19 protein-coding genes are annotated in these 23,048 nt (G+C 66.4%); 10 read left to right on the top strand and 9 right to left on the bottom strand.

Translation table 11 applies throughout. The annotated features are described in order from the left end of the window. Positions 1–108 precede the first annotated feature (108 nt). Positions 109–414, bottom strand: a complete 306-nt coding sequence (locus tag QMA10_RS06445; protein WP_290167008.1) for a pore-forming ESAT-6 family protein — start codon at positions 412–414, stop codon at positions 109–111. A gap of 63 nt (positions 415–477) precedes the next feature. Beyond that, positions 478–813 carry a hypothetical protein gene (locus QMA10_RS06440; RefSeq protein ID WP_290167007.1) on the bottom strand — a complete coding sequence of 112 codons (336 nt, stop codon included), beginning with the start codon at positions 811–813 and terminating at the stop codon, positions 478–480. A gap of 358 nt (positions 814–1,171) precedes the next feature. Between QMA10_RS06440 and QMA10_RS06435 the strand changes: the two genes are divergently transcribed. After that, positions 1,172–3,514: an FdhF/YdeP family oxidoreductase gene (locus tag QMA10_RS06435; RefSeq protein WP_290167006.1), complete on the top strand. Its 2,343-nt coding sequence runs from the start codon at positions 1,172–1,174 to the stop codon at positions 3,512–3,514. A 93-nt stretch (positions 3,515–3,607) separates the two neighbouring features. Here the strand turns inward: QMA10_RS06435 and QMA10_RS06430 are convergent, their stop codons facing one another. After that, positions 3,608–3,946: a DUF6457 domain-containing protein gene (locus tag QMA10_RS06430; protein ID WP_290167005.1), complete on the bottom strand. Its 339-nt coding sequence runs from the start codon at positions 3,944–3,946 to the stop codon at positions 3,608–3,610. A 150-nt stretch (positions 3,947–4,096) separates the two neighbouring features. Between QMA10_RS06430 and QMA10_RS06425 the strand changes: the two genes are divergently transcribed. From QMA10_RS06425 to eccCa, 4 genes are read left to right on the top strand one after another with little or no spacing between them, the layout of a single operon-like run. Further along, on the top strand, positions 4,097–4,411 hold the full coding sequence (locus QMA10_RS06425; RefSeq protein WP_290167004.1) for a hypothetical protein: 315 nt from the start codon (positions 4,097–4,099) through the stop codon (positions 4,409–4,411). A 5-nt stretch (positions 4,412–4,416) separates the two neighbouring features. Then, complete coding sequence (locus QMA10_RS06420) at positions 4,417–5,757, top strand: EsaB/YukD family protein (protein ID WP_290167003.1); 1,341 nt, start codon at positions 4,417–4,419, stop codon at positions 5,755–5,757. Next, complete coding sequence (locus tag QMA10_RS06415; RefSeq protein WP_290167002.1) at positions 5,754–6,851, top strand: hypothetical protein; 1,098 nt, start codon at positions 5,754–5,756, stop codon at positions 6,849–6,851. Before QMA10_RS06420 ends, QMA10_RS06415 begins: the two co-directional genes overlap by 4 nt. Beyond that, positions 6,848–10,843 (top strand): type VII secretion protein EccCa, encoded by a 3,996-nt coding sequence (gene eccCa, locus QMA10_RS06410; protein ID WP_290167001.1) that lies wholly within the window; start codon positions 6,848–6,850, stop codon positions 10,841–10,843. The genes QMA10_RS06415 and eccCa overlap by 4 nt, the downstream gene beginning before the upstream one ends. Positions 10,844–10,855: 12 nt before the next feature. On the opposite strand, the gene QMA10_RS06405 is transcribed toward eccCa, so the two are convergent. The 6 genes from QMA10_RS06405 to QMA10_RS06380 all read right to left on the bottom strand — a co-directional run bounded on the left by QMA10_RS06405 (position 10,856) and on the right by QMA10_RS06380 (position 16,639). Continuing rightward, entirely contained in the window at positions 10,856–11,689 is an 834-nt protein-coding gene (locus QMA10_RS06405) for a PP2C family serine/threonine-protein phosphatase (protein ID WP_290167000.1), read from the bottom strand. Between the two features lie 170 nt (positions 11,690–11,859). After that, on the bottom strand, positions 11,860–13,053 hold the full coding sequence (locus QMA10_RS06400) for an adenylate/guanylate cyclase domain-containing protein (protein ID WP_290166999.1): 1,194 nt from the start codon (positions 13,051–13,053) through the stop codon (positions 11,860–11,862). Then, positions 13,046–13,621 (bottom strand): PH domain-containing protein, encoded by a 576-nt coding sequence (locus QMA10_RS06395; RefSeq protein WP_290166998.1) that lies wholly within the window; start codon positions 13,619–13,621, stop codon positions 13,046–13,048. The genes QMA10_RS06400 and QMA10_RS06395 overlap by 8 nt, the downstream gene beginning before the upstream one ends. Next, on the bottom strand, positions 13,618–14,502 hold the full coding sequence (locus QMA10_RS06390) for a biotin--[acetyl-CoA-carboxylase] ligase (RefSeq protein WP_290166997.1): 885 nt from the start codon (positions 14,500–14,502) through the stop codon (positions 13,618–13,620). The genes QMA10_RS06395 and QMA10_RS06390 overlap by 4 nt, the downstream gene beginning before the upstream one ends. Positions 14,503–14,569: 67 nt before the next feature. Further along, positions 14,570–15,418, bottom strand: a complete 849-nt coding sequence (locus tag QMA10_RS06385; RefSeq protein WP_290166996.1) for an NAD(P)-dependent oxidoreductase — start codon at positions 15,416–15,418, stop codon at positions 14,570–14,572. Positions 15,419–15,757: 339 nt separating this feature from the next. Then, positions 15,758–16,639: a hypothetical protein gene (locus QMA10_RS06380; protein WP_290166995.1), complete on the bottom strand. Its 882-nt coding sequence runs from the start codon at positions 16,637–16,639 to the stop codon at positions 15,758–15,760. A 289-nt stretch (positions 16,640–16,928) separates the two neighbouring features. On the opposite strand from QMA10_RS06380, the gene QMA10_RS06375 reads away from it, so the two are divergent. From QMA10_RS06375 to QMA10_RS06355, 5 genes are all read left to right on the top strand, one after another. Continuing rightward, positions 16,929–18,524 (top strand): acyl-CoA carboxylase subunit beta, encoded by a 1,596-nt coding sequence (locus tag QMA10_RS06375; protein ID WP_290166994.1) that lies wholly within the window; start codon positions 16,929–16,931, stop codon positions 18,522–18,524. Continuing rightward, positions 18,521–18,781: an acyl-CoA carboxylase subunit epsilon gene (locus QMA10_RS06370; RefSeq protein WP_290166993.1), complete on the top strand. Its 261-nt coding sequence runs from the start codon at positions 18,521–18,523 to the stop codon at positions 18,779–18,781. The genes QMA10_RS06375 and QMA10_RS06370 overlap by 4 nt, the downstream gene beginning before the upstream one ends. Before the next feature lie 115 nt (positions 18,782–18,896). Beyond that, positions 18,897–20,591 (top strand): DUF885 domain-containing protein, encoded by a 1,695-nt coding sequence (locus tag QMA10_RS06365; RefSeq protein ID WP_290167011.1) that lies wholly within the window; start codon positions 18,897–18,899, stop codon positions 20,589–20,591. 182 nt (positions 20,592–20,773) lie between these two features. Next, positions 20,774–22,201, top strand: a complete 1,428-nt coding sequence (locus QMA10_RS06360) for a dicarboxylate/amino acid:cation symporter (protein ID WP_290166992.1) — start codon at positions 20,774–20,776, stop codon at positions 22,199–22,201. 95 nt (positions 22,202–22,296) lie between these two features. Then, positions 22,297–22,932 (top strand): Maf family protein, encoded by a 636-nt coding sequence (locus QMA10_RS06355; RefSeq protein ID WP_290166991.1) that lies wholly within the window; start codon positions 22,297–22,299, stop codon positions 22,930–22,932. Positions 22,933–23,048: the final 116 nt, after the last annotated feature.

Genomic DNA, 23,048 nt, shown 5'->3' with positions numbered 1-23,048 from the left:
CCGTGCCGCAGCGTCGCCGCCCGTCCCCCGCCCGGGCCGAATCCGGCCTGAACCCGGCCGGTCATGCGCGAACCCGCCATCCCGTCAACCCGCTGCCCTGGCAGCCCGTCAGCCGATGTTCTGCACAGCACTCCTGGCCCGTGCTCCTGCACTGGAGGCTGTCTGGTCATTCAGGTTCAGGGTCTGCTTCACCAAACTGATAATGCTGCGGGTTTCATTGGCGGCATTGCGAAAGCGGTTCTCCACAGCCTGGTACTCCTCCGAAACGCCGTCGGCGGAGAAATCGGACATGGCCGAGTTCACCGTTTTCTCCCGCTCGCCGATGAGCGATTCAAGGCGGCCAACAATGGACTGGATTTCCCCCTGCACGGCGGCGGAGGTGTCGGTGTCATAACTCAAACGATCCTGGGACATGGCAAATCCTTTCGAGAATTATCAATTAGCTGCCGGGAACATGCAGAGACCACGCCGGATATATCAGCGGGAGGAACCGAAGCGGGCAGCATCAAAACTTGCCGCTCCCTGCTGCTGCCGGGCGTTGTCCGCGGATTCCTGGTCTCCCGTTTGGAAGGACCTGTCCATCTCGGACTGCCCCAGCAGGATGGCGGCGAGGGAGCTGTTCAATTCGTTGGCCACTTCATCCGTACGCGCCTTGAACTCGTCGAACTTCACCCGGCCCGAACCGTTGAATTTGCCCTCCAGCGGAGCGACTGCCTGCACCAGCGAGCGCACCAGCTGCCCCAGGTCCTCGTGTGAAGCCCCTGTTTGCTGTGTCAGCGTTCCCAGCGTTTGTGAACCCATATCGAATTTCATTACTGCCCACTTTCGGCGCGCGCCGCGCCCTCGTCCGTTCCTGTTTCCTCCGGCATCGGATCCGCAGCGCCCCTTTTCGGGGCTGCCCGTCCGCCTGCCTGTGGCACCATCCAACGCGGGGGCATCCCCAAAAGCCATGCACTGATACGCACCTGTGGATAACCATCCGGGCTCCCAACAAGCCCGGGATGTGCGTCATTTTGAGCCGGTCCGGAAAAGAAGATCTCAGCGGCGCGTCGGCGGAAACCTTGCTATGCGATACCGCACCTGCTAGGCCTATTTGTACGGATGAGGCGTTTCGCCCGGGAAAGCCCGGGTTCGAAACTGCAAAGCGCAGGACGGTGAAGGGATGTACGGAATGGCCCGGAAGGAACCACGCGTCGAAAACGTGGATGAGAAGGACATACAAGTTTCCTCTCCCAAGGACTGGGCAGCGGGAATTCCCGCCGTCTACCACTCGCTGAAACCCGCCGTGCAGCATATGGGTGCCAAGCGGGCGCTGGAAGCCACGTTCAAGATGAACCAGAAGGACGGCTTCGACTGCCCCAGCTGCGCCTGGCCGGATCCGTCGCACCGCAGCAAGTTCGAATACTGCGAAGAAGGCGTCAAGGCCGTCACGTGGGAGGCCTCCCCCGTCATCATTCCCTCCGATTTCTGGGCCGAGCACAGCATTACCGAGCTTCGCGGCCGCACCGAATACTGGCTGGGCATGCAGGGCCGGCTAACGGAGCCGGTCTACAAGCCGGCCGGTGAAGACCATTACCGCGTGATCAGCTGGGACGAGGCTTTCCGCATCGTGGCGGACAAGCTCAACGGGCTGGAGTCTCCGCATGAAGCCGCCTTCTACACCAGCGGCCGCACCTCCAACGAAGCGGCTTTCCTGTATCAGCTCCTGGTGCGCGGCTTCGGTACCAACAACCTCCCCGACTGCTCCAATATGTGCCATGAGTCCTCCGGCTGGGCGATGGGCCAAACCATCGGCATCGGCAAGGCCACGGTCGCCTATGATGACTTCGGCAAGTCGGACCTCATCATCCTGATGGGCCAGAATCCGGGAACCAACCATCCGCGCATGCTGACCGCACTGGAGGAATGCAAGCGCAACGGAGGCAGCATCGTTGCCGTGAACCCGCTTCCAGAGGCCGGTATGCGCCGGTACAAGAATCCGCAGAAAGTCCGCGGGATTGCCGGCAAGGGAACGGAGCTTGCCGATCAGTTCCTCCAGATCCGGCTGGGCGGGGACATGGCGCTGCTGCAGGCCATCTCCAAGCGGGTCTTCGAAGCCGAGGAGAAGAACCCGGGCACGGTCCTGGACCATGACTTCCTGGAAAAGCACTGCGAGGGTCTGGCAGACCTGAAAGAACACCTGCTGCACCTGGAGGACCGGACCGTTGTGGAAGCAACCGGCCTCCCCATCGAGGAAATCAACGAACTCGCCGACCGGTATCTGCGGGCCGAGAAGGTCATCATCTGCTGGGCCATGGGCATCACGCAGCAGAAGAAGGCCGTGCCCACCATCAAGGAGATCATCAATCTCCTGCTGCTGCGCGGAAACATCGGCAAGCCCGGTGCAGGGGCCGCCCCCATCCGCGGGCACAGCAATGTCCAGGGTGACCGCACCATGGGCATCTGGGAGCAGATGCCGCCGGCTTTCCTGGATGCCCTGGGCAAGGAGTTCAACTTCGATCCCCCGCGGGACCACGGCGTCGACGCCGTCGAAACCTTCCACAAGATGCAGGAAGGACACATCAAGGTTTTCGTGGCCCTGGGCGGAAACCTCATCTCGGCAATCTCCGACACCCAGTTTGCCGAGGCTGCCATGCAGAAGACCGAGATGACGGTGCAGATTTCCATCAAGCTGAACCGCTCCCACCTGATCACCGGCGAGGAGGCACTGATCCTGCCCACCAAGGGACGCACGGAACTGGACGTCCAGGAATGCGGTCCGCAGTTCGTCTCGGTGGAGGACACTGTCTGCGTGGTGCACGCGTCGCGCGGAAACCTGACCCCGGTGTCGGAGAATCTGCTGTCCGAACCCGCCATCGTTTCCCGCCTCGGAGCGCTGGTGGTTGGTGACAAGATTGATGCCGATTGGGAGGGTTACGAGAAGAATTATGACCTGATCCGCGACCACATCGGCCGCGTCGTCGACGGCTGCGACAACTACAACGAGCGGATCCGCCACGATGGCGGTTTCGTCCTGCCCAACGGGCCGCGGGATTCGCGAACCTTCCCCACTCCCACCGGCAAAGCGGTCCTCACGGTCAATGACCTGGAGGCCGTTGAACGCCCCGAGGGCACCCTGATCCTGCAGTCGCTGCGCTCCCACGATCAGTGGAACACCACTATCTACGGGCACAATGACCGCTACCGGGGCATCCGCGGCGGCCGGCACGTGCTGTTCATGAATGCCCGGGACATTAAGGATCTGGGGCTGGCGGACGGCCAGTACGTCGATATCCACGGCGTACACCACGACGGCGTGAAGCGGGTCCTGCGCAAGTTCCGGGTGGTTTCCTACCCCACGCCGCAGGGCTGCGTTGCCGCTTACTACCCCGAAGCCAATGTTCTGGTCCCCATGGATCACGTGGCTGAAGGCAGCAACACTCCCGTGTCCAAGACTGTCCTCGTGCGCGTTGAGCCCAACCTCGACCCTGCGCACGAACAGGTCGAAGACTTCAAGACCAGGGCTCCGGCCTAGGGTCCGTCTTCAGGACCATTGCCAAGACTGCTGAGCAGAAACGGCGGGAGCTTCCTTCCCTGGAAGCTCCCGCCGTTTCCTTTTGCTGCCGCGCTACTGGGCGGAATCCTCCCACTCCGGCTGGTCGCCCTTTCGCGACGGGTCGTTCGAATCGTCCAAACCTTTTGCCGCGAGCTCAAAGACAGTGTCAGCGGCGGTTTGAACTGCTTCGTCAGCGGCCTTCCGGCCGCTGGTCTTGGACAGGCCGGCGGCGTAACCCACAAGGAAGGTGCTGACGAGACCGGCGTGCGGACCCACGTTGTCGGACGACTCTTCAGCCAGGTCCACCAGCATTTTGTGGTCCACTTCCAAGTCCAGGATCTGCAGCGCCTGCGTCAGGCGGCGGCTCCATTCGCTCAGGTTGCGCTCTTCAAGGCCGGGGTTGGTGCTCATGAGTTCTCCTTTGGTGCGGGATGGTCCAACAAGACTTAGCATCGGGTACAGGATTGCACAACGTTGGTTTTCGGAGGTCCTCCACCGGGTTTTCCCCAGCTTGGCCCGTCCGCACCCAAATCTGCTCCGCGGTGCAAGGATGTAGCCAACGTGTCCAAGGGCGAGGGGACCTTCATGGCCAGCGACTACGACAATCAGCTCATCGAGTCCGTCACCGTGCGCCGGCAGCGGCTTCTCACGGCCCTGCTCTTTGGAGAGAACCCGAACGAGCGCCGCTGGATGGACAGCGTCCGGCTCTTGCTCCTGAGCCTCGCGGCGGCCGCCGTCATTGCCGCAGTCTGCGTGGGGTATTCCTTTGTCAGCACTCTGCTGGCTGAAAACCGCGCCACGCAGCAGGACCGCACGCAGCGCCAGGGCAGTTCCCTGTCCCAGCCGTTGCCCCGGCACCACGGGTTCGGGGCCTGAACGCCATGGCCCACGCTTTTACCCGGGTCACCCTGATCGGTTCACGGAAACACGTTGACCTGCTCCTGCCCTCGGATGAACCGGTGGGACTGCTGCTCCCCCGGATCCTGGACCTGCTGGAGGATGTCCCCTCCGGGCAGGTGGCGGCCAAGGTACTCGTTGCCGGTGACGGCACGGAACTCAACGCCGGCCAGTCCCTGAACCGCGCCCGGGTGCTGGACGGTTCGTCACTGTTGCTGTGCAACGCCGCCGAAGCCCCGCCGGCCGCCGTCGTCTACGACGTCACCGATCTGGTGGTGGCTGAAACTGCTGCCGCGGGCGGGCGGTGGAACCGGCGCTTCAGTGCTTTAACGGCGGGGATCTTCATGGCAGCGGGGATCTGGGCCGGCGCGGAAATCCTGCTGGCAGCACTGGTTCCTGATTCTGCCTGGTGGATGCTGCCGGCCCTGTCACTGCTCGGACTGGGCGCCGGCACCATCGCCGGGCGGCTGCAGCCGAGCAGCGCCCTGGGCACCACTCTGCTGGGCGCGGGATGGCTCGCCGGGCTGGGCGGCGCCCTCCATGTTTACGACGGCGATCCGGCGCGGGTTCCCGCCGCTGCCCTGGTCGCGGCCGGGTCCTCGGTGCTGGGGCTGGCCGGTCTGGGAACCTTTGCCGCGGCGCCGCGTGCCTTCTTCAGCGGTGCCGCAACGCTGGTCCTTGCCGCGGGGACGTGGGCCGCTGCCGGTGCGCTCACGGGGGATGCCGTCCGGGCCGCCGCCCTGGCTGCATTGGCGGGCACCGTCATCCTGGGGCTACTGCCCACGCTGGCGCTCGTCTCCTCCGGCCTTGCCACCTTGGATGATCAGCGGGCCAAGGGCGGTTCCATCACCCGCACCGACGCGCGGGCTGCGGTGGCCACAGCGCACCGAGGCCTGACCCTGGGAACGGTCATCACAGCGCTGTGCCTGGCTCCGGGCCTGTGGCTGCTGGGCAGTGACACCCGGCAGCAGAACTGGACGCTGCCGCTGCTGCTGGTCCTGACCCTGGCGCTGTTCCTGCGCACCAGGTCCTTTCCACTGGCCGTGCAGCGGATCGCGCTTTACCTCGCCGTCGCCGTCGGACTGGGCGCCGCCGTACCGGCAGCCCTGCGCGCCCTGACCGGCTTCCCCTGGACCGTGGGGGTGGCCGTGCTGCTCATCGCAGCGGCAGCCGCGGTCTCGCTGACGTGCACCCTCCCCGACCATACGCAGGCACGGTTCCGCCTGCTGGCCAAGCGGATGGAAACCGTGTCCATTCTGGCTTCCGTTCCCCTGACCGCCGGCATGTTTGGCCTGTTCGGCCAGCTGGCCGGGAGCTTCTCATGACCAGGCCCCCACCCGCCGAATCCACGCTGCGCCGCGTACTTGCCGGCTCCGCCGGGCTCTTCCGCGGCGATGACTACCCGGACCGCCTCGCAGAAGCAGCAGCCGGTACTCAGCTGCCGATCGCCACGACCCGCCGGATCGCAGTTGCAGGATCCCGGGGCGGGGCCGGAAGAACCACGGTGACGGCGCTTCTGGCCAGGATCTACGCGGCCATGCGGGCCGACGCCGTGGCCGCCGTCGACAATGCGCCGGAAGGCGGAACGCTGGGTCTTCGCCTCGGGGTGCCGGACGCTCCGCCGCTGGACGCTGTTGCTGCCCGGCTGGAGGCCGGGCAGCCCGCCTCAGTGCAGCAGTTGGCAGCGCTGCTGGCGGTTGCGGGGCCGCCCAATCTGCTGGTCACCGGGCGCCGGAACCCCCATGCCCCAACGGCCACCAATCTGCGGGGTGCCGCCGCCCGCAACACCGCCGGGACGGCGGCGCCGGCATGGACACCGGCCGGACCCCTGGCCCGGAATCTCTCCGGCGGCCCGGTTCCTGCCCACGCGGCAGCCTCTTTGCTGTCCCGGACCGTTTCCCGGTACTGCCCCGTCACGGTCTTCGACTGCGGCGCAGGACCCGCTGCACCGGCTGCCCGCTGGGCCTTGGAAAACTCCCATCTGGCCCTCTTCGTCACCCCGGCCGGCACTGCGGCAGTGGCGGACGCCGTCCACTACTCCGCTGCCTGGCACCTCGACCCGCTCCTCGGTTCCGTGCCCCTCCTGGTACTGGTGGTCCAGGGCACGAGGGACGGCGCAGAGTCCGCGTCCCGGCACGCGGAAAGGCTTCGCCGCAGCGGCATCGCCGCAGCATATCTGGGCTATGACCGGCATCTGGCAGCCGGAACCGCTGTGAATCCGTCTCTGCTGTCCCGCCGGACCCGCCTTGAAGCGGTGTCCCTGGCAGCACAGGTCCTGTCCCTTGCCGTGTCAGGAACCGGCCCGCGCCGGCCCGCAGCTGCAGCAGCAGGAGCAGGAGCAGGATGTACGGGCTCTGCAGGATTTACGGCATCGGCAGAATTTGCAGGACCGGCTCAGGCAGGGAGAACTCCGGCATGAGCACCAGAGTCCTCCACCGGCCCGCACGGACCACCGCTCCGGCACGAACCATGGCAGCGTTTTCCCTCGATGCCCCGCCTCCCGTGGAAGGCAGCAAAACCGGCATGAACATGATGTCCCTGGTTCCCCTGCTGGGAGCGGGCGTCTCCATGACGGTCATGATGCTTTTCCGCGGCTCACCCCTGGCTGCCGTGGGAGCACTGATGATGATCGTGACCATCCTTGCCTCTGTCCTGATGATGCTCAGCCAGCGCGGCAGACAGGGAAAACAGCGCCGGGAGCAGCGGGAGAACTATCTGGAATACCTGGAGCGCTGCCGTACTGCGCTCCGCTCGGACGAACAAGCCGCGCTGGCCGTCGCCCGGACCTCCAGCCCGCCCCCGGATGCCCTGTTCGACATCATCAGGGACACCAAACGGCTCTGGGAACGCCGCCGGCATAATGAGGACTTCCTTCATGTGCGGATCGGCACCGGCTCCCGCCGCAGCCGTGACATCACCATCCACACCTCCGGCTCGGCCCTGGCCCAGACCGACACCTTTATGACCACCGAGGCGGAGATCCTCAAACAGCGCTACGAATCCAGTCCCGAACTGCCGCTGACCGTTCCGCTGGACTGCGCCGGAAACGTCTCGGTGGTGGGGTCCCGCCGCTTCACTGCGCGGGTGGCCAGGCTCCTGCTCACCGAAGGGGCCGCCTTCCACTCCCCCGAAGACCTGCACCTTGCGCTCATCGCACCGCCGGACCGGCGCGATGACTGGGAGTGGGCCACCTGGTTGCCCCATTTGGCGGATCAAAGTTCCCGCCACGCCACGGGTCCCGTCCGTCGGCTGGCTCCCACCGCGGAAGACCTCAGCGGCGTCCTCAGCGAAGACCTGCACCGGCGCTCCACCCGGGCAGCCGAATCCCGCAGGGACTTCCTGCGCGGCGGCGTGGGCACCGCTTTGCCCCGGCTCCTGGTGCTCAGCGACTCCTACGGTCTGCTTCCGTCCGAGCTGCAGGTGCCGGATCAGGAAGCCTCGGCCGGTTCGCTGGGCATCACCACGGTGTTTCTGGTGGCCGAACGCAATCAGGAGCCGGGAGAAGTCTCGGTGCGGATCAGCGAAGACCCCGACGGCCCGCGCGGGGCGTTCATCGTGGAAAACTACCGGGCGGACGCGGTGCTTCCCGCCGTCGAACGCGGCAGGCTGGATGATCTTCCGCTGCCCCTGGCGGAGGCGCTGGCCCGTGAGCTGGCGCCGCTTCGGCTTGCACCGGATTCGCTGGAACATGACAGCAGCGAAACAGCCCAGGGGTTCCTGGAAATGCTGGGGCTTTCGCCCCGCCTGGATGAAGCGGACATCCGGCGGCTGTGGAAGCCCCGCGGGGAGGCGGATTTCCTGCGGGTCCCCCTGGGACCGGATGACCGGGGGAGGCCGGCCCTGCTGGATCTGAAGGAGTCCGCGCAGTTTGGCCACGGGCCCCACGGCCTGTGCGTGGGTGCCACCGGGTCCGGCAAGTCCGAGATGCTGCGCAGCATGGTGGTGGGCCTGCTCGCCACGCACTCGCCCGAGGTCCTGGCCATGGTGCTGGTCGATTACAAGGGCGGGGCCACGTTTGCCCCGTTCGCCGGCGCCCCGCAGGTGGCCGGCGTTATCACCAACCTCTCGGACGACGTCAGCCTGATTGAGCGCGTATACGCCAGCCTCGCAGGTGAAATCCAGCGCCGGCAGGAAGTCCTGAAAGCGGCCGGAAACCTTGCCAGCATCACCGACTATCAGCTGCACCGGCAGGAACTGAAGCTGCAGGGACGGGAGCCGGCCCCGCTGCCGCACCTGGTGGTCATCATTGATGAGTTCGGCGAACTCCTCACCGCCCGCCCGGATTTCATCGAACTTTTCCTGTCCATTGGCCGCATCGGCCGCTCCATCGGCGTGCACCTGCTGCTCTCAAGCCAGCGGATTGAGGCCGGCAAACTCCGCGGCCTGGAAACGTACCTGTCCTACCGCATTGGGCTAAGGACCCTTTCGGAGGGCGAGTCCCGCACCGTGCTGGACACCCCGGATGCCTTCCACCTGCCCCCGGTGCCCGGCTTCGGATACCTGAAGGTGGACACCACTACCTACACCCGGTTCAAGGCCGGTTATGTTTCCGGTCCGCTGGAGGCCGCACAGGAAACCGGGCAGGACGACGCCGTCCTGCCGCCCCGGGTCCTTCAGGTGCCCCGCTATGCCGCGTCCCTTGAGGCACGGCCCGCGGCCGACGACGCGTCCCCGGCAGCGACGTCGTCCTCCAAACGCACCACCGGACCCACCGTCCTGTCCGCGCTCATGGACACTCTTTCCGCGTTCCCGCGGGCGGTGGACCCCATCTGGCTGCCGCCGCTGCCCCGCGGCATTGCACTGGACCAGGCGGCCGGCGGGCTGTCCACCGGGAAAAACCTGCGGCTTGCCTGCGGCGGATCTCTGCGGATTCCCGTGGGGCTGCTCGATGATCCCGCCAAACAGTGGCAGGGCGTGTGGGAGCTGGATTTGGCAGCCAACGGCGGCAATGCTGCCATTGTGGGCGGCCCTCAAACAGGCAAAAGCACCGCGCTGCGGACCATCGTTGCCGCGCTGTCGCTGACCCACAGCCCCGCGGAAGTGGGAATCTACGGCATCGACCTGCTCGGCAGTGCCCTGCTGCCGCTGGACGGGCTTCCGCATGTGGGCGGGGTGGCCGTCCGCACCAACCGGGAAGTGATCCGCCGGACCGTGGACGAACTGGTGGCCATGCTCGCCCTGCGGGAGCACCTCTTCGAGAAATACCAGGTGGATTCGCTGCCCACCCTCCGCAAACGGTGCGCCGGCGGCGGGATCCCGGAGCTTCCCAGCGCCGACATCGTCCTGGTGCTGGACGGCTACGGGCAGCTCAGCGACGAATTCGAGGACATCGAGAAGCCGGTCCACGCACTGATCAGCCGCGGCGCAGGCTACGGCATTCACGTCATCGCCACGTGCTCACGGATGAATGAAATCCGCATTTCGCAGCAGAGCTTCTTCGGTAACCGGATTGAACTCCGGCTGGCCGATCCCGGAGAATCCGCCCACGGACGCAAGATGGCCGAAGCCGTCAGTCCCGGAAGCCCCGGGCGGTCACTGACCGGCTCGAAGCTCCAGGGACATTTCGCCCTGCCGCGCATCGATGCGGGAACAGATGACGGTTCCGCTGCGAGCGGCCTGCAGGATTTAGTGGCTGCCGTAGCGGCGGCCACCCGCGAGCGGGCCATGCAGGTCCGGATTCTGCCCGCCGCTGTTTCCGCCGAAACGGTCCCCACCCCCGGCGCAGCGGCCGCCGTGCCGCTGGGTCTCCGCGAAGCCGATCTTGGCACCGAGATTCTTGACCTGCACGGCCGGGAGCGGCATCTGCTCATCATGGGCGATGACGCCTCAGGCAAAACCAACGTCCTGCGGTCCGTCATCCGCCGCATGATGTCCCAGCAGCCCCGGGACATCGTGTTTGCTGTCTTTGATCCCCGGCGCAGCCTCGCCGGCGAAGTCCCGGGCGATTCCCTGGGCGGCTATGCCACCAGCGCTGCCCTGGCGGAGAAACTCGCGGCGGCCGTCGCCGGAGAGCTGGAGAAGCGGGCCTCGGCTGCTCCGGCGGAGCTGGCCGGCCTGCCGCGCATCGTACTGGTGATTGATGACTATGACGTGCTGACCGCCGGCGGCTCCTCGCCGCTGAGCCGGTTGACCCCGTTCCTGCCGCTGGCACCTGAAATCGGGCTGCACGCCGTCCTGTCGCGGCGGGTGCGCGGGGCCAGCCGGGGAATGTATGAACCGTTCTTGACGGCACTGCGCGATTCCGGCAGCGCCGCACTGATCCTCTCCGGCGACCGGGCGGAAGGAACCCTGATTAACGGGGTGCGGGCCCGTACCCTCCCTCCGGGCAGGGCGCAGCTGATTCAGCCGGGTAAACCCGTCCAGGTGCTTCAGCTGTTCCTGAACGAGGAGTCAAGCCGGGTCCCGGGATGAGGACCGTCAGGTTTACGAGTCCGTCGTGGCGGCGGCCGGCTGCGGTTCCGCTGCGGCGGACATGCCTGCGGCGGCCTGTCCGTTGCCCTGGTGGACTGTCTCCACATCCACCACCAGCACCGTAATGTTGTCCCGCCCGCCCGAGCGAAGCGCCGCCTCGACCATGGCGGCACAGGCATCCTGGGGGTTGGCAACGGAGGCCAGGATCTGCTGCAGCTGTCCGTCGCTGACTTCTCCGGTCAGCCCGTCGGAGCAGACCAGCAGCCGGTCGCCCGGTTCAACGGGGACCAGCCAGTAGTCGGCCTGGGTGTCGCTGCCTGTTCCCAGTGCGCGGGTCACGACATGGCGGCGCGGATGGATGAGGGCTTCATCAGGAGTAATCTGGCCCATATCCACCAGTTCCTGGACTTCACTGTGATCCACGGTGATCTGTTCCAGCACTCCGCCGGTCAGCCGATAGGTGCGGGAGTCTCCTACATTGAAGACCAGCCAGCAGGGAACGCCGTTCCCCGAAACAAGGACCGCTCCGGTGACCGTGGTGCCTGCGCGGCCGCCGGTGGCCTCGCGGATTCGGGTGTCGGCTTCATGCAGCAGTGCCCGCAGTTCATCGGCTCCCACCTCCTGAAGGTGTTCACCCACAAACGGCGCTTCCCCCAGGGTGCGGACGCAGATGCTGCTCGCCACTTCCCCGGCTTCATGTCCGCCCATGCCGTCGGCAACCGCGAACACGGGATCCGCTGCGATCAGCGAATCCTCGTTCTGTTCCCGGCGCAGTCCGCGGTCTGAGGCGTACCCAAAGACTGCACGGAGTTCCAAACCCGGGGATGTCGTTTCGTCGGAGTTCATTCACGCCCTATCCGGAAGCTGCCCGCTGTGTGGACCACAGCAGTGACACATATTACGCCTTGTCACATCACCCTAGCGGAATCTGCGGGATAGCGGCCCGATGCCGCCTGCCAACACTCCGGGCAGTGTCCGCAGGCACCGAATCTGTGCCCTGCAGAACCAACCGGTCCCTAGTCCAGGATCAGGCCCGGTCCCGTTCCGCGGGCCAGGGTTACCGGATGGATTTCACCGAACCCGCGGACATTGCGGGGCTGGTGCGGGATGAGGACAAACCGGTCATTGTTCCGCAGTGCGGCTGCTGTGGAGGCATCCGTCAGCACCGTTCCGGGCTCGGCCAGGGACGTTAGCCGGGATGCCAGGTTCACGGTGGGACCGTAAATATCGCCCAGCCGGGACAGCACCCTTCCCCACACAAGGGACACCCGGGCCGCCGGCAGCAGTTCGTCTTCGGTGAAGGCCTTGGCCAGCGCCAGGGAGATTTCAGCGCCCGCTTCCGGGGTTTCCGCGTTGAAGAGCACTTCATCGCCGATGGTTTTCACCAGCCGGCCGCCGCCCACCGAAATGATCTCGGCGCATTTGTGCTCGAAGCGCTGGACCATCTGGGCAAGGGTCTTTTCATTCATCTGGCGGGACAGGGACGTGTAGGACACCAAGTCTGCGAAGCCCACCGCACGGGCCAGCGGCAGCGGATTGTCATCCGACGCGGAGCCGTCATGGCTGGCCAGACCGGCCTCGGCCCGCAGCGCCAGCCGCTGGACGGCAGAGTTCATCTGCCGCTTCCAGGCGTACACGAGGGTCTTTTCCAGTGGTTCGATCAGGGCCGGCAGGGCAGCCACGAGTGCTTTGCGGGCCTCGGCGTCGGGAATGCCGCGCTGGACCACCATTTCCTCAACGAGCGCCTCGATCTGCCACACCACCATGCGGTCAGTCATCTGGCCGATCGAGCGCATGATCGAAATGGCAGCCTCTTCGGTCAGCTGCTCATCCCGGACAAGTTCAATGACCGTAGTCAGGGCCTCGCGGTCCTGCTCCGTGAAGAACACGGCGTCGTCATCCAGGTTGGGAAAGCCCATCGCGCGCCACAGCTTGCGCGCGGACAAGAGGGAGACCCCTGCTTCAGCGGCGGCTTCACGCCGTTTGAGGGTTCGCGGTCCGCCAATCAGCTGGGCCTCCAGCTTCCGCACGTCCTCGCGGTCAATGACACTTGAGCCGGCGGCGCCGGGCTCACCGGAACCGGCAGACGTCCCGGAGCCGTGCTCCGCGTCCGGACCTGCACCTTCGGGCTGGACTCGGGGTCGGACAGCGGGCATGGAGAGCGTCATGGGTTCGGGATCCGCACCGACGTCGCGGCCTTCCTCACTCATCGCCCCTCCCTTCGTAGTCGTATTCCCCATCTCCATCAATATCTACACCATCAAACATGGCGGTCATGGGCAGCTGCCCTATGGCCGCAAGCACAATGGCCTTGAACCGGTGCACTTCGGGGACATGTTCATAGTGCACTGCCTGACCGTAGCCCACATCCACCACCAGCGTTCCGGAGCGCTGCATACGGTCCGGTACGGTTTGCCAGGCCTCCAGCTGGAAGACCGAGGCGAGCGCCAGTTCGCGTTCCCGCCGCCGCAGCACGCCCTGCCGGTGGATCAGGCGCTGGTTGGTCACGATGTACCGCGAAAACGCCCAGCGCAGCACCGGCGGCACGCAAAAGCGCGCCAGCAGGACCGCTGCAATAACGACGACGGCGGTCTGCAGGTAGCCGCGCCAGTCGGCCAGCTGTCCGGGCAGGGCGTCCCGGTCCAGATAGCCGCAGCCGAAACCGGCCGCCGCGCACACCATCACGGCCAGAGCCAGCGGCCAGAGCAGCTGACGGGCGTGCGGCCTGCCCGCCACGATGATCCGCTCCCCCGGCGCCAGATTCAGCCGGATGCTCACGCCTGAACGGCCCGCAGGTGCACCACGTCGCCGGCAACGACGGCATGCCGCTCACCGGTGCCGTCCACCAGGACCAGCGAGCCGTAGGCGTCCAGGGCCACGGCGCGGCCGGTCAGGGATTTGCCGCCGGGAAGTTCGGCGCGCACCTCCTGGCCCAGGGTTGCCATCCGGGCACTGATCTTTTCCAGCAGCGAGGTGCCGTCCGCCCACGGGCGGGAGGCATCGCCGTCGACCGTCCGGAACTGGGCGTATTTGTCCACCAAATCGCGGATGTAGTCCTCCAGCAGGATGTTGCGGTCCGTGGTGGAGGCGTATTCCATGAGCAGCGACGTGGCGGTGGGGACGGGCAGGTCCTCATCAGTGAGGGAGACGTTCATGCCGGCGCCCACCACGACGGCGGGAGGGGCACCGGAGGAGTCCATCACCAGCTGGGCGAGGACGCCGGCGAGCTTCCGCCCGTCCACCATGACATCGTTGGGCCATTTCAGCCGGGCCTCGACGCCGGTGCGCCGGGCGACGGACTCGGCCAGGGCCAGGGCGGCCAGCAGAGAGAGCCACGCGTAGGACTGGGTGGGCAGCGGACGGCCCCCGGCATTGACCGGGCGGAGCAGGACGCTGACGAACAGCGACGAGCGCGGCGGAGCCTCCCACGTGCGGCCCAGCCTGCCCCTGCCTGCCGTCTGCATCTCCGCCGTCAGCACGGAAAGGTCAGGCACCTCGGAGGGGCGAAGCTGCGCCAGCTCTGCCAAGTCAGTGTTGGTGGAACCGGTCTCCGCCACCACAGCCAGCTGTGCCAGGGGTCCCTGCGGCGCCACGAGTGCCGCCCGGAGGCGTTCCTGGTCAAGCCCTGGTCTTTCCATGCTGGAGTAACGCAATTGCATGCCTTTGATCTTACGCGGGCCCGCCGACATAACCCTGCGGCCGGATCCGGCCGCAGGGCGGGTCATCCTAGAGGAAGAAGTCCTGCATGAGCTTGTCCTCGGGCGCACCGAGTGAATACGGACGGAAATCGGTGATGCCTTCTTCGCGCAGCACCTGCTCATCCGTGTAGAAGTTGCCGGTGGCTTCGCGGCTGGGGCGGGTCAGCACGGCGTGGGCGGCGTCGGCCATGATGTCCGAGCTGCGCGATGCCGCTGCCATGGTCTCACCGCCGAGGTTGCGGATGGCAGCGGTGTCGATCGACGTGACCGGCCAGAGCGAGTTGACCGCAATGCCGTCCTTGCGGAGCTCTTCCGCCAGGCCGAGCGTCGTCAGCGACATGCCGTACTTGGCCATGGTGTAGGCGAGGTAGGAACCTGCCCATTTGGGATCCAGATTCAGCGGCGGCGAGAGCGTGAGGATGTGGGGGTTCTCCGAGCGGCGCAGGGCGTCCAGGGAGAACTTGGAGAGCATGAACGTGCCGCGGGCGTTGATGTCTGCCATCAGGTCATAGCTCTTCATGGTCATGTCATCGGTGCCGCGCAGATCGATCGCGGAAGCATTGTTGACGACGATGTCGATCCCGCCGAAGGTCTCCACCGTTTCGGCCACGGCGCGGGTGACGTCGTCGTCATTCCGCACATCGCCGATGATCGGCAGGGCCTTGCCGCCGGCCGCGTTCAGCTGGTCAGCGGCGGTGTACACGGTGCCCTGCAGCTTGGGGTGGGGCTCGGCCGTCTTAGCCATGATGGCAATGTTGGCTCCGTCGGCCGCAGCACGCAGGGCAATGGCCAGGCCGATGCCGCGGCTGCCGCCGGACATCAGGATGGTGCGGCCGGCGAGGGAACGGTTCTGGGAATCAGGTGTGAGAGAGGTCATAGCAACAGGCTAATGCACGGAAGCCCATTATGTTACTCACCAGTAACATCGGAGGCGGGTTCGGTTCGCCGCACTCCCGGCAAGGGAGTTCCGCAGCCGCACCGCTTCAGGCGATGTTCAGCGCGTCTGCCTGCATCCATGCTCACGCCGCTGAACCGGATCCTTCGGACAGATCCGGGGGAATGCCGGAATCCTTCGTGCAGATCCGGAGCTCATACCGACCCAAAGGCCAGTTTTGGGCCGGTGATCTGCACGAAGGATCCCACCCGGATAGTTTTGGGCCCGTGATCTGCACGAAGGATCCCGATCGGACCTAGCCAGGCCCTGCGCAGCCGGGAGTCAGCCCTGCACGAGGTGGAGCGCAAAGAGCACCACCACCGTGGCCAGCACCAGCCTCAGCAGGAAGTATGCCTGCGGAAACCTGCGCGCCAGATGCAGCCACACCCCGGATTCACCGGCAGGCCAGGACCGGGACTCGCAGCGGATGACCGTCAGGGTAAAGAAGACTGCCCCGGCCACCCCGCACCCTGCGGTCAGAGCACCCACCAGATCCGCGTTTCCGGTCAGTCCGCCGCCCAGCAGGACACCAAGCGCCAGGCCGAGTGAGCTTCCCCGGCCCACGAAATCCAGATACCGGGCCATGCCGGGGAGAAAGACTGCACGGAAACGGCCGGGGACCTCGCGGCGGAGCATCCGCCGGACGGCTGCACGGTACAACCGCTCGGTGCGGGCCAGCTCCTGGAGCGTGGTGGCCGCCGCCACCGTCTCGGCGAGTTCCGGCAGCAGGTCCGCCGCCGGGATGCGCTGCGCCGGCGAAAGGGCCGGCCGGCTGATCAGCTGCAGCAGAGCCTTTTGCGACGCGGCGCGTTCGGAGTCAAGCGGCCGGGATAGGAGGGCACGCCTGGTTCGCCGAAGGAATTCGGCATCGCTGCGGCGGAGGGGGGCTGCCGAACGGACAGCCAGCCCGGAACGGACAGTCGGCCCGGACCTTTCCGACCGCGCCGAACGCACAGCCCGGGCAGCCCGGGAAAACCCTCCACCGGCCGGCGCTGCTCCCCAGCCGAGTTCCTGCATCCGGGCATCGACCAGCTCCAGATAAGCGTCCCGGACCGCCGGAACCCCGGCGTAATCCCAGCAGGCGCGCGTCAGGATCCAGACACCAAATCCGGCAGTCACCAAAGCAGCTGCCTGCAGCACCACCCATAAGTCCGTTTCCATCACGGCGTCCAGCACCTCCCCAGTGGACCGGCAGCCCCTGCAGGTCGGGTGAAATCCTTTCACAGCACCCCTTACTGTTACGGCTGCACCGTCACCGGATGACGGACAAGAGACACCCGCCCCGCGGACACCCGGCCAAGGGCAGCGGCGCGACGTTGTAGGATCCCTACACCGGGGACGGGACTTTGACCTCACTAGACTGGATAAATCGCCGCGCGCGTTGTGCAATTCCTACTTAACGCAGAAATGCCGCACGGCACCTGACCCCACCACTGCGCACTCCGGAGACCAGATGAGCATCGACCAGGACCTTGATCTGCAGACCACAGCCGGCAAGATCGCTGAGTACCGCCGCCGCCAGGAGCAGGCGCAAATGCCGTCCGGTCCGGCCGCCGTCGAAAAGCAGCATGCCCGCGGCAAACACACGGCCCGCGAGCGCATCGAAATGCTCGTTGATGCCGGGTCCTTCGTTGAATTCGATGCCCTGGCCGTCCACCGGTCCACCGCGTTCGGCATGGAAAAGAAGAAACCGCTGGGCGACGGCCTGGTGTCCGGCTTCGCCACAGTGGACGGCCGGCCGATTGCCGTCTACAGCCAGGACTTCACCGTCTACGGCGGATCGCTGAGCCAGGTCAACGGGGAGAAGATCGTCAAGGTCCAGGAACACGCCCTGCGCACCGGCTGCCCCGTCGTCGGCATCCTGGACGGCGGCGGCGCCCGCATTCAGGAAGGCGTTGCCTCGCTGGCCATGTTTGCGGACATTTTCCGCAACAACGTCCATGCCTCAGGTGTGGTCCCGCAGATTTCCCTCATCATGGGCCCGTCCGCCGGCGGGGCGGCCTACTCCCCCGCACTGACCGACTTTGTGGTCATGGTGGACAAGACCAGCCACATGTTCATCACCGGACCGGATGTCATCAAGACTGTCACCGGCGAGGACGTGGACATGGAAACCCTCGGCGGCGCCCGGCAGCACAACACCAACACCGGAACCTCCGCGTACCTGGCCTCCGACGAAGAGGACGCCATCGAGTTTGTCCGCGAACTGCTGGACTTCCTGCCGTCCAACAACCTGGCCGAGGCTCCGCTGGCCGCCTTCGCTTCGGACATGGAATTGAACGACGGCGATCTCGCCCTGGATGAGCTCATCCCGGATTCCGCCAACCAGCCCTACGACATGCGCGCCGTCATTGAACAGGTGCTCGACGACGGCCACTTCCTGGAGATGCAGGCCCTCTACGCCCCCAACGTGATGATCGGCTACGGCCGGGTCGAGGGGCATACCGTGGGAATCGTGGCGAACCAGCCGATGCAGTTTGCCGGCACCCTGGACATCGCCGCCTCGGAAAAGGCAGCCCGCTTTGTCCGCCACTGCGACGCCTTCAACATTCCCATCCTCACCTTCGTGGATGTGCCGGGCTTCCTGCCGGGCAAGGACCAGGAGTTCCAGGGCATCATCCGCCGCGGCGCCAAGCTGCTCTATGCGTACGCCGAAGCCACCGTCCCCAAACTCACCGTCATTACCCGCAAGGCGTACGGCGGCGCATACATCGTGATGGGCTCCAAGAAGCTCGGCGCGGACCTGAACCTCGCCTGGCCCACGGCCCAGATTGGCGTCATGGGCGCCCAGGGCGCGGTGAACATCCTCTACCGCGGCCAGCTCAAGCAGGCGGCCGACGCCGGTGAAAGCGTTGAGCAGGCACGCGCGGATTACATCACACAGTATGAAGAGGAACTGCTCAACCCGTACCAGGCTGCCGAGCTCGGGTACGTTGACGCCGTCGTCGCGCCCTCCGAAACCCGCCTCCAGCTGATCCGCGGGCTGCGCGCCCTGCGGGACAAGCGGGCCTCGCTGCCCGCCAAGAAGCACGGGAACATCCCGCTGTGACCGCCTGGGACCTGCCGGACACCTGGGGCCGGGAACCGCAGAGCGCACCGCCGCAGCCGCCGCTGTTCTCCGTGCTGGGCGGAAACCCCTCGGAGGAGGAGCTGGCGGCGCTGGCCGCCGTCGTCATGGGCCTGAGCGCCGGCGACGGCGCGCCCCGCCCCGCACCTGAATCCGCCCGCCGCACCTGGCACCGGCGTCGGATGCTCAGCCTCGCACCCAAGCCCGGCCCGGGATCGTGGCGGCGCAGCTTCCGGTAGCAGACAGCGCTCCGCGGCGCGCGTTTACGTTACATTGCCGTCTCAATCGCCCGGGGAAGTCCGACGGAGCGGTTAGGCTTCACGTGTGACCCAACAGACCCCTTCATCAGAACCCCTGTCCTTCGCTGGCTCGCACAACCGTCAGCCGACCGCCATCGACGCCGTTGCCGATGCGTTCACCGAGACGCTGCTGCACCTGGATCCATCCCTGGCGACGTCGCTGGGCATTCCCGGCCGTGAAACCGAGTACGCGGACTACTCCCCGGCCGGACTGGAATCCGTTGCCGAAGCCATCCGGGAGACACTGGAACGCCTGGACGGCCTGCAGCCGAGCGATGACGTTGACCGCGTCACCCTCGACGCCATGCACGAACGCCTGGGCCTGGAACTGGAAATCCACGAGTCCGGCTGGAACCTCTCGGACCTGAACAACATCGCGTCCCCGGCACAGGAAATCCGCTCCATCTTCGACCTCATGCCCACCGGAACCGTGGAGGACTGGCAGCACATTGCCGGCCGCCTGCACAACGTTGCCGATGCTGTCTCCGGCTACATCACCTCCCTCCGTGCCGGGAGTGAGCGCGGCCTGCTGCCGGCCCGCCGCCAGGTGCAGATCGTCATCGAGCAGACCACCAAGTACGCCGAAGACGGCGGCTTCTTCGACAGCTACGCCACCGGCGCCGCACTGGCCGACGGCGGCGACCTTCCCGAGAGCCTCACTGCCGCCCTGCGCACCGGCGCCGACTCTGCCCGCGCCGCGTACCGCAACCTGGCCGCGTTCCTGGAGAATGAGCTGCTGCCCATGGCTCCCGAAAAGGATGCCGTGGGCGCCGAGCGCTACGCCCTGATGTCCCGCCGCTTCCTGGGTTCCGCCGTGGACCTGGAAGAGACGTACCGGTGGGGCGTGGCTGAACTGGACCGCATCATCGCTGAACAGGAAGCCGTGGCCGAGCAGATCAAGCCCGGCGCCACCGTCGAGGAGGCCATGCGGCTGCTGGACGAAGATCCCGAGCGGCAGCTGCACGGAACCGATGAGCTGCAGGCCTGGATGCAGGGCCTGGCTGACCGCGCAGTGGCGGACCTCGCGGACACCCACTTCCAGATTGACGGGCCCATGCGCGAAATTGAGTGCATGATTGCCCCCACCCAGGAAGGCGGCATCTACTACACCGGTCCCAGCGACGACTTTTCCCGCCCGGGCCGCATGTGGTGGTCCGTTCCCGCCGGTGAAGACACCTTCACCACCTGGAAGGAAACCACCACCGTCTACCACGAGGGCGTTCCCGGACACCACCTCCAGATCGCGACGGCGACGGCGGCCCGCGGCCTGCTGAACAACTGGCGCCGCAACATCTGCTGGGTCTCCGGACACGGCGAGGGCTGGGCCCTGTACGCCGAGCGGCTCATGGACGAGCTGGGCTACCTCAGCGATCCCGGCGACAAGATGGGCATGCTGGATGCCCAGCGTATGCGGGCCGCACGCGTGGTCTTCGACATCGGCGTGCACCTGGAACTGGAAATCCCCGAGCGCTGGGGTTCCGGCACCTGGACTGCCGAGAAGGGGTACGAGTTCCTGAAGCAGAACCTCGCCATCTCCGAGGGACAGCTGAACTTCGAGTTCACCCGCTACCTCGGCTGGCCGGGACAGGCCCCCGCCTACAAGCTGGGCCAGCGGCTCTGGGAGCAGATCCGCGACGAGGTGCGCACCCGTGAAGGCGCGGACTTCGACCAGAAGCGCTTCCATACCCGTGCCCTGGAGCTCGGGTCCGTGGGGCTGGATACGCTGCGCCGGGCACTGCTCGAGGCATAGCCCCCGCTCCTTTAGGCGCGATATTCATCACAACAGAAGACGGAATAACCCCCGGGACAGGCAATCCACCGCCATATTCCGGGGGTTTTCCCTTGAACCGGCGCGGACCGCACCAATTGCCCGCCGTAACATTTCGCAACAAGCAATCCCCTCTGGTAATGACTTCCACCTAGCATCTTTAGGTGACCACACAGACCCCCTCCCCCAAGACTTCCGCCGGCCGCAGGCTGCCCCGCTGGATGACTGCCTTCGGACCGCAGATCATCATTGCCCTGATCGCGGGCCTGCTGCTGGGCCTGCTGGCCAAGAACATGGGCACCGTTGGCGACGGTGAGCCCAACTGGCTGACCACCACCCTGAACACCATCGGCACGAGCTACGTCTCGCTGCTGAAGGCCGCCGTCGTCCCCCTGATCTTCACCGCCGTCGTCAGCTCCATTGCCAACCTGCGCGAAGTGTCCAACGCCGCGCGCCTGGCCTGGCAGACGCTGCTCTGGTTCGCGATCACGGCGCTGATCGCCGTGGTGATCGGCATCCTGCTGGGCGTGATCATGCAGCCCGGAGCCAACGCCGACGCCGAGCCGCCCGCCGAATACGCCGGCGGCACCGGAAGCTGGATGGGCTTCCTGACCGGTCTTATTCCGGCCAACTTCCTGGGCCTGACCGCTTCCTCCACCGCCGTTGACCCGGAAACCGTCACCACGGCACTGAACTTCAACGTGCTGCAGGTGCTGGTCGTCGCCATCGCCGTTGGCATTGCCGCACTCAAGGTCGGCAAGCCCGCCGCCCCGTTCCTGGCACTGAACGCCTCTGCGCTGGCCGTCATCCAGAAGGTCCTGTGGTGGATCATCCGGCTGGCTCCGCTGGGCACCGTGGGCCTGATCGGCCGTGCCGTGGCCACCTACGGCTGGGACACCATCGGTTCGCTGGGCATGTTCGCCATTGCCATCTACGTTGGCCTGGCCATCGTGCTGTTCGTGGTGTACCCGGTGCTGATCCGCTCGCACGGACTCTCCATCCGCCAGTGGTTCTCCGGCGCCTGGCCCGCCATCCAGCTCGCTTTCGTTTCCCGCTCCTCCGTGGGCACCCTGCCGCTGACCCAGCGTGTCACTGAACGCAACCTGGGTGTTTCCCGGGCCTACGCCTCCTTTGCCGTGCCGCTGGGTGCCACCACCAAGATGGACGGCTGCGCCTCGATCTACCCGGCCGTCTCCGCGATCTTCGTGGCTCAGTTCTTCGGCATTGACCTCGGCTTCACCGACTACCTGCTGATTGCCCTGGTCTCCGTGCTGGGTTCGGCCGCAACCGCCGGAACCACCGGCGCCGTCGTCATGCTGACCCTGACCCTGTCCACCCTGGGCCTGCCGCTGGCCGGCGTGGGCCTGCTGCTGGCCATCGATCCGATCCTGGACATGGGCCGCACCGCGGTGAACGTGGCCGGACAGACTGTGGTCCCCGCGATCGTCGCCAAGCGCAACGGCCTGCTGGATGCGGACATGTACAACGCCAAGCGCAACGGCGATCCGTTCGCCGACGACTCCGACGAGACGGCCGACGAGGTCACCGACGCCGTCGAGGCCTCGGTGCCCGCCTCCGCCCAGGCGCGCTAGTGTACTGATTGTTGTCCCTGTGAAAGGCCGCTCCGGATGTCCGGGGCGGCCTTCCGCATTCCGGCCGCCTCCGCCGTCCCCGCTAGGCTGGAGGGGTGACTGATCTGAACCTCATCCTCGCCTCCGCCTCACCCGCCCGCACCAAGCTGCTGACCAACGCCGGCATTACCCACTCCGTGCTGGTGTCCGACGTCGATGAAGACGCCGTCACCGCCCGCTACGGCACCCCGGACCCGCATGACACCTCGCTGCTCCTGGCCCGTGCGAAGGCCGAAGCCGTTGCTGCGCTGCCCGAGGCCGAGGGGTCCCTGGTGATCGGCTGCGATTCCGTCTTCGAATTCGAGGGCGAAGCCCACGGCAAGCCCTGGGAGCCCGAAGTGGCCCGCGAGCGCATCCGCCGGATGAGCGGCAAGGTGGGCGTCCTGCACACCGGACACTGGCTCGTCGACTGCCGGGACACCGACGACGACGGCGGTTCCGGCGCCACGCTCGGCGGCGTCAGCTCCGCCTCGGTGTACTTCGCGAAGCTCACCGACGAGGAAATCGACGCCTATGTCGCCACGGGCGAGCCGCTGCAGGTGGCCGGGTCCTTCACGATCGATTCCCTGGGCGGGGCGTTCATCGAGAAGGTCGACGGCGATCCGCACGCCGTCGTCGGGCTGTCCGTCTCGATGCTGCGCGAGCTGCTGGCCAGTGCCGGCGTCAAGATCACGGACCTCTGGGACCGGTAAGCTCCTTCCGTTCCTGCGGGTTCTTTCCTCTTCTTTGCCGGACCGGAATCCTTCGTGCAGCTCCCGGGCCCAAACCGCCCGAGACGGCGCTTATGCGGCCGGTTGCTGCACGAAGG

The organism is Arthrobacter sp. APC 3897, from assembly GCF_030407495.1.
GTDB lineage: Bacteria > Actinomycetota > Actinomycetes > Actinomycetales > Micrococcaceae > Arthrobacter_B.
Note: the sequence above shows the minus strand (reverse complement) of the source record. Positions and strands in the feature narration are given on the sequence as shown.

What these genes read in the sequence shown, in the direction of transcription:
- QMA10_RS06445 (WP_290167008.1), bottom strand. Translation starts at nt 414, where the DNA reads ATGTCCCAGGATCGTTTGAGTTATGACACCGACACCTCCGCCGCCGTG.
- QMA10_RS06440 (WP_290167007.1), bottom strand. Translation starts at nt 813, where the DNA reads ATGAAATTCGATATGGGTTCACAAACGCTGGGAACGCTGACACAGCAA.
- QMA10_RS06435 (WP_290167006.1), top strand. Translation starts at nt 1,172, where the DNA reads ATGGCCCGGAAGGAACCACGCGTCGAAAACGTGGATGAGAAGGACATA.
- QMA10_RS06430 (WP_290167005.1), bottom strand. Translation starts at nt 3,946, where the DNA reads ATGAGCACCAACCCCGGCCTTGAAGAGCGCAACCTGAGCGAATGGAGC.
- QMA10_RS06420 (WP_290167003.1), top strand. Translation starts at nt 4,417, where the DNA reads ATGGCCCACGCTTTTACCCGGGTCACCCTGATCGGTTCACGGAAACAC.
- QMA10_RS06415 (WP_290167002.1), top strand. Translation starts at nt 5,754, where the DNA reads ATGACCAGGCCCCCACCCGCCGAATCCACGCTGCGCCGCGTACTTGCC.
- eccCa (WP_290167001.1), top strand. Translation starts at nt 6,848, where the DNA reads ATGAGCACCAGAGTCCTCCACCGGCCCGCACGGACCACCGCTCCGGCA.
- QMA10_RS06405 (WP_290167000.1), bottom strand. Translation starts at nt 11,689, where the DNA reads ATGAACTCCGACGAAACGACATCCCCGGGTTTGGAACTCCGTGCAGTC.
- QMA10_RS06400 (WP_290166999.1), bottom strand. Translation starts at nt 13,053, where the DNA reads ATGAGTGAGGAAGGCCGCGACGTCGGTGCGGATCCCGAACCCATGACG.
- QMA10_RS06390 (WP_290166997.1), bottom strand. Translation starts at nt 14,502, where the DNA reads ATGCAATTGCGTTACTCCAGCATGGAAAGACCAGGGCTTGACCAGGAA.
- QMA10_RS06385 (WP_290166996.1), bottom strand. Translation starts at nt 15,418, where the DNA reads ATGACCTCTCTCACACCTGATTCCCAGAACCGTTCCCTCGCCGGCCGC.
- QMA10_RS06375 (WP_290166994.1), top strand. Translation starts at nt 16,929, where the DNA reads ATGAGCATCGACCAGGACCTTGATCTGCAGACCACAGCCGGCAAGATC.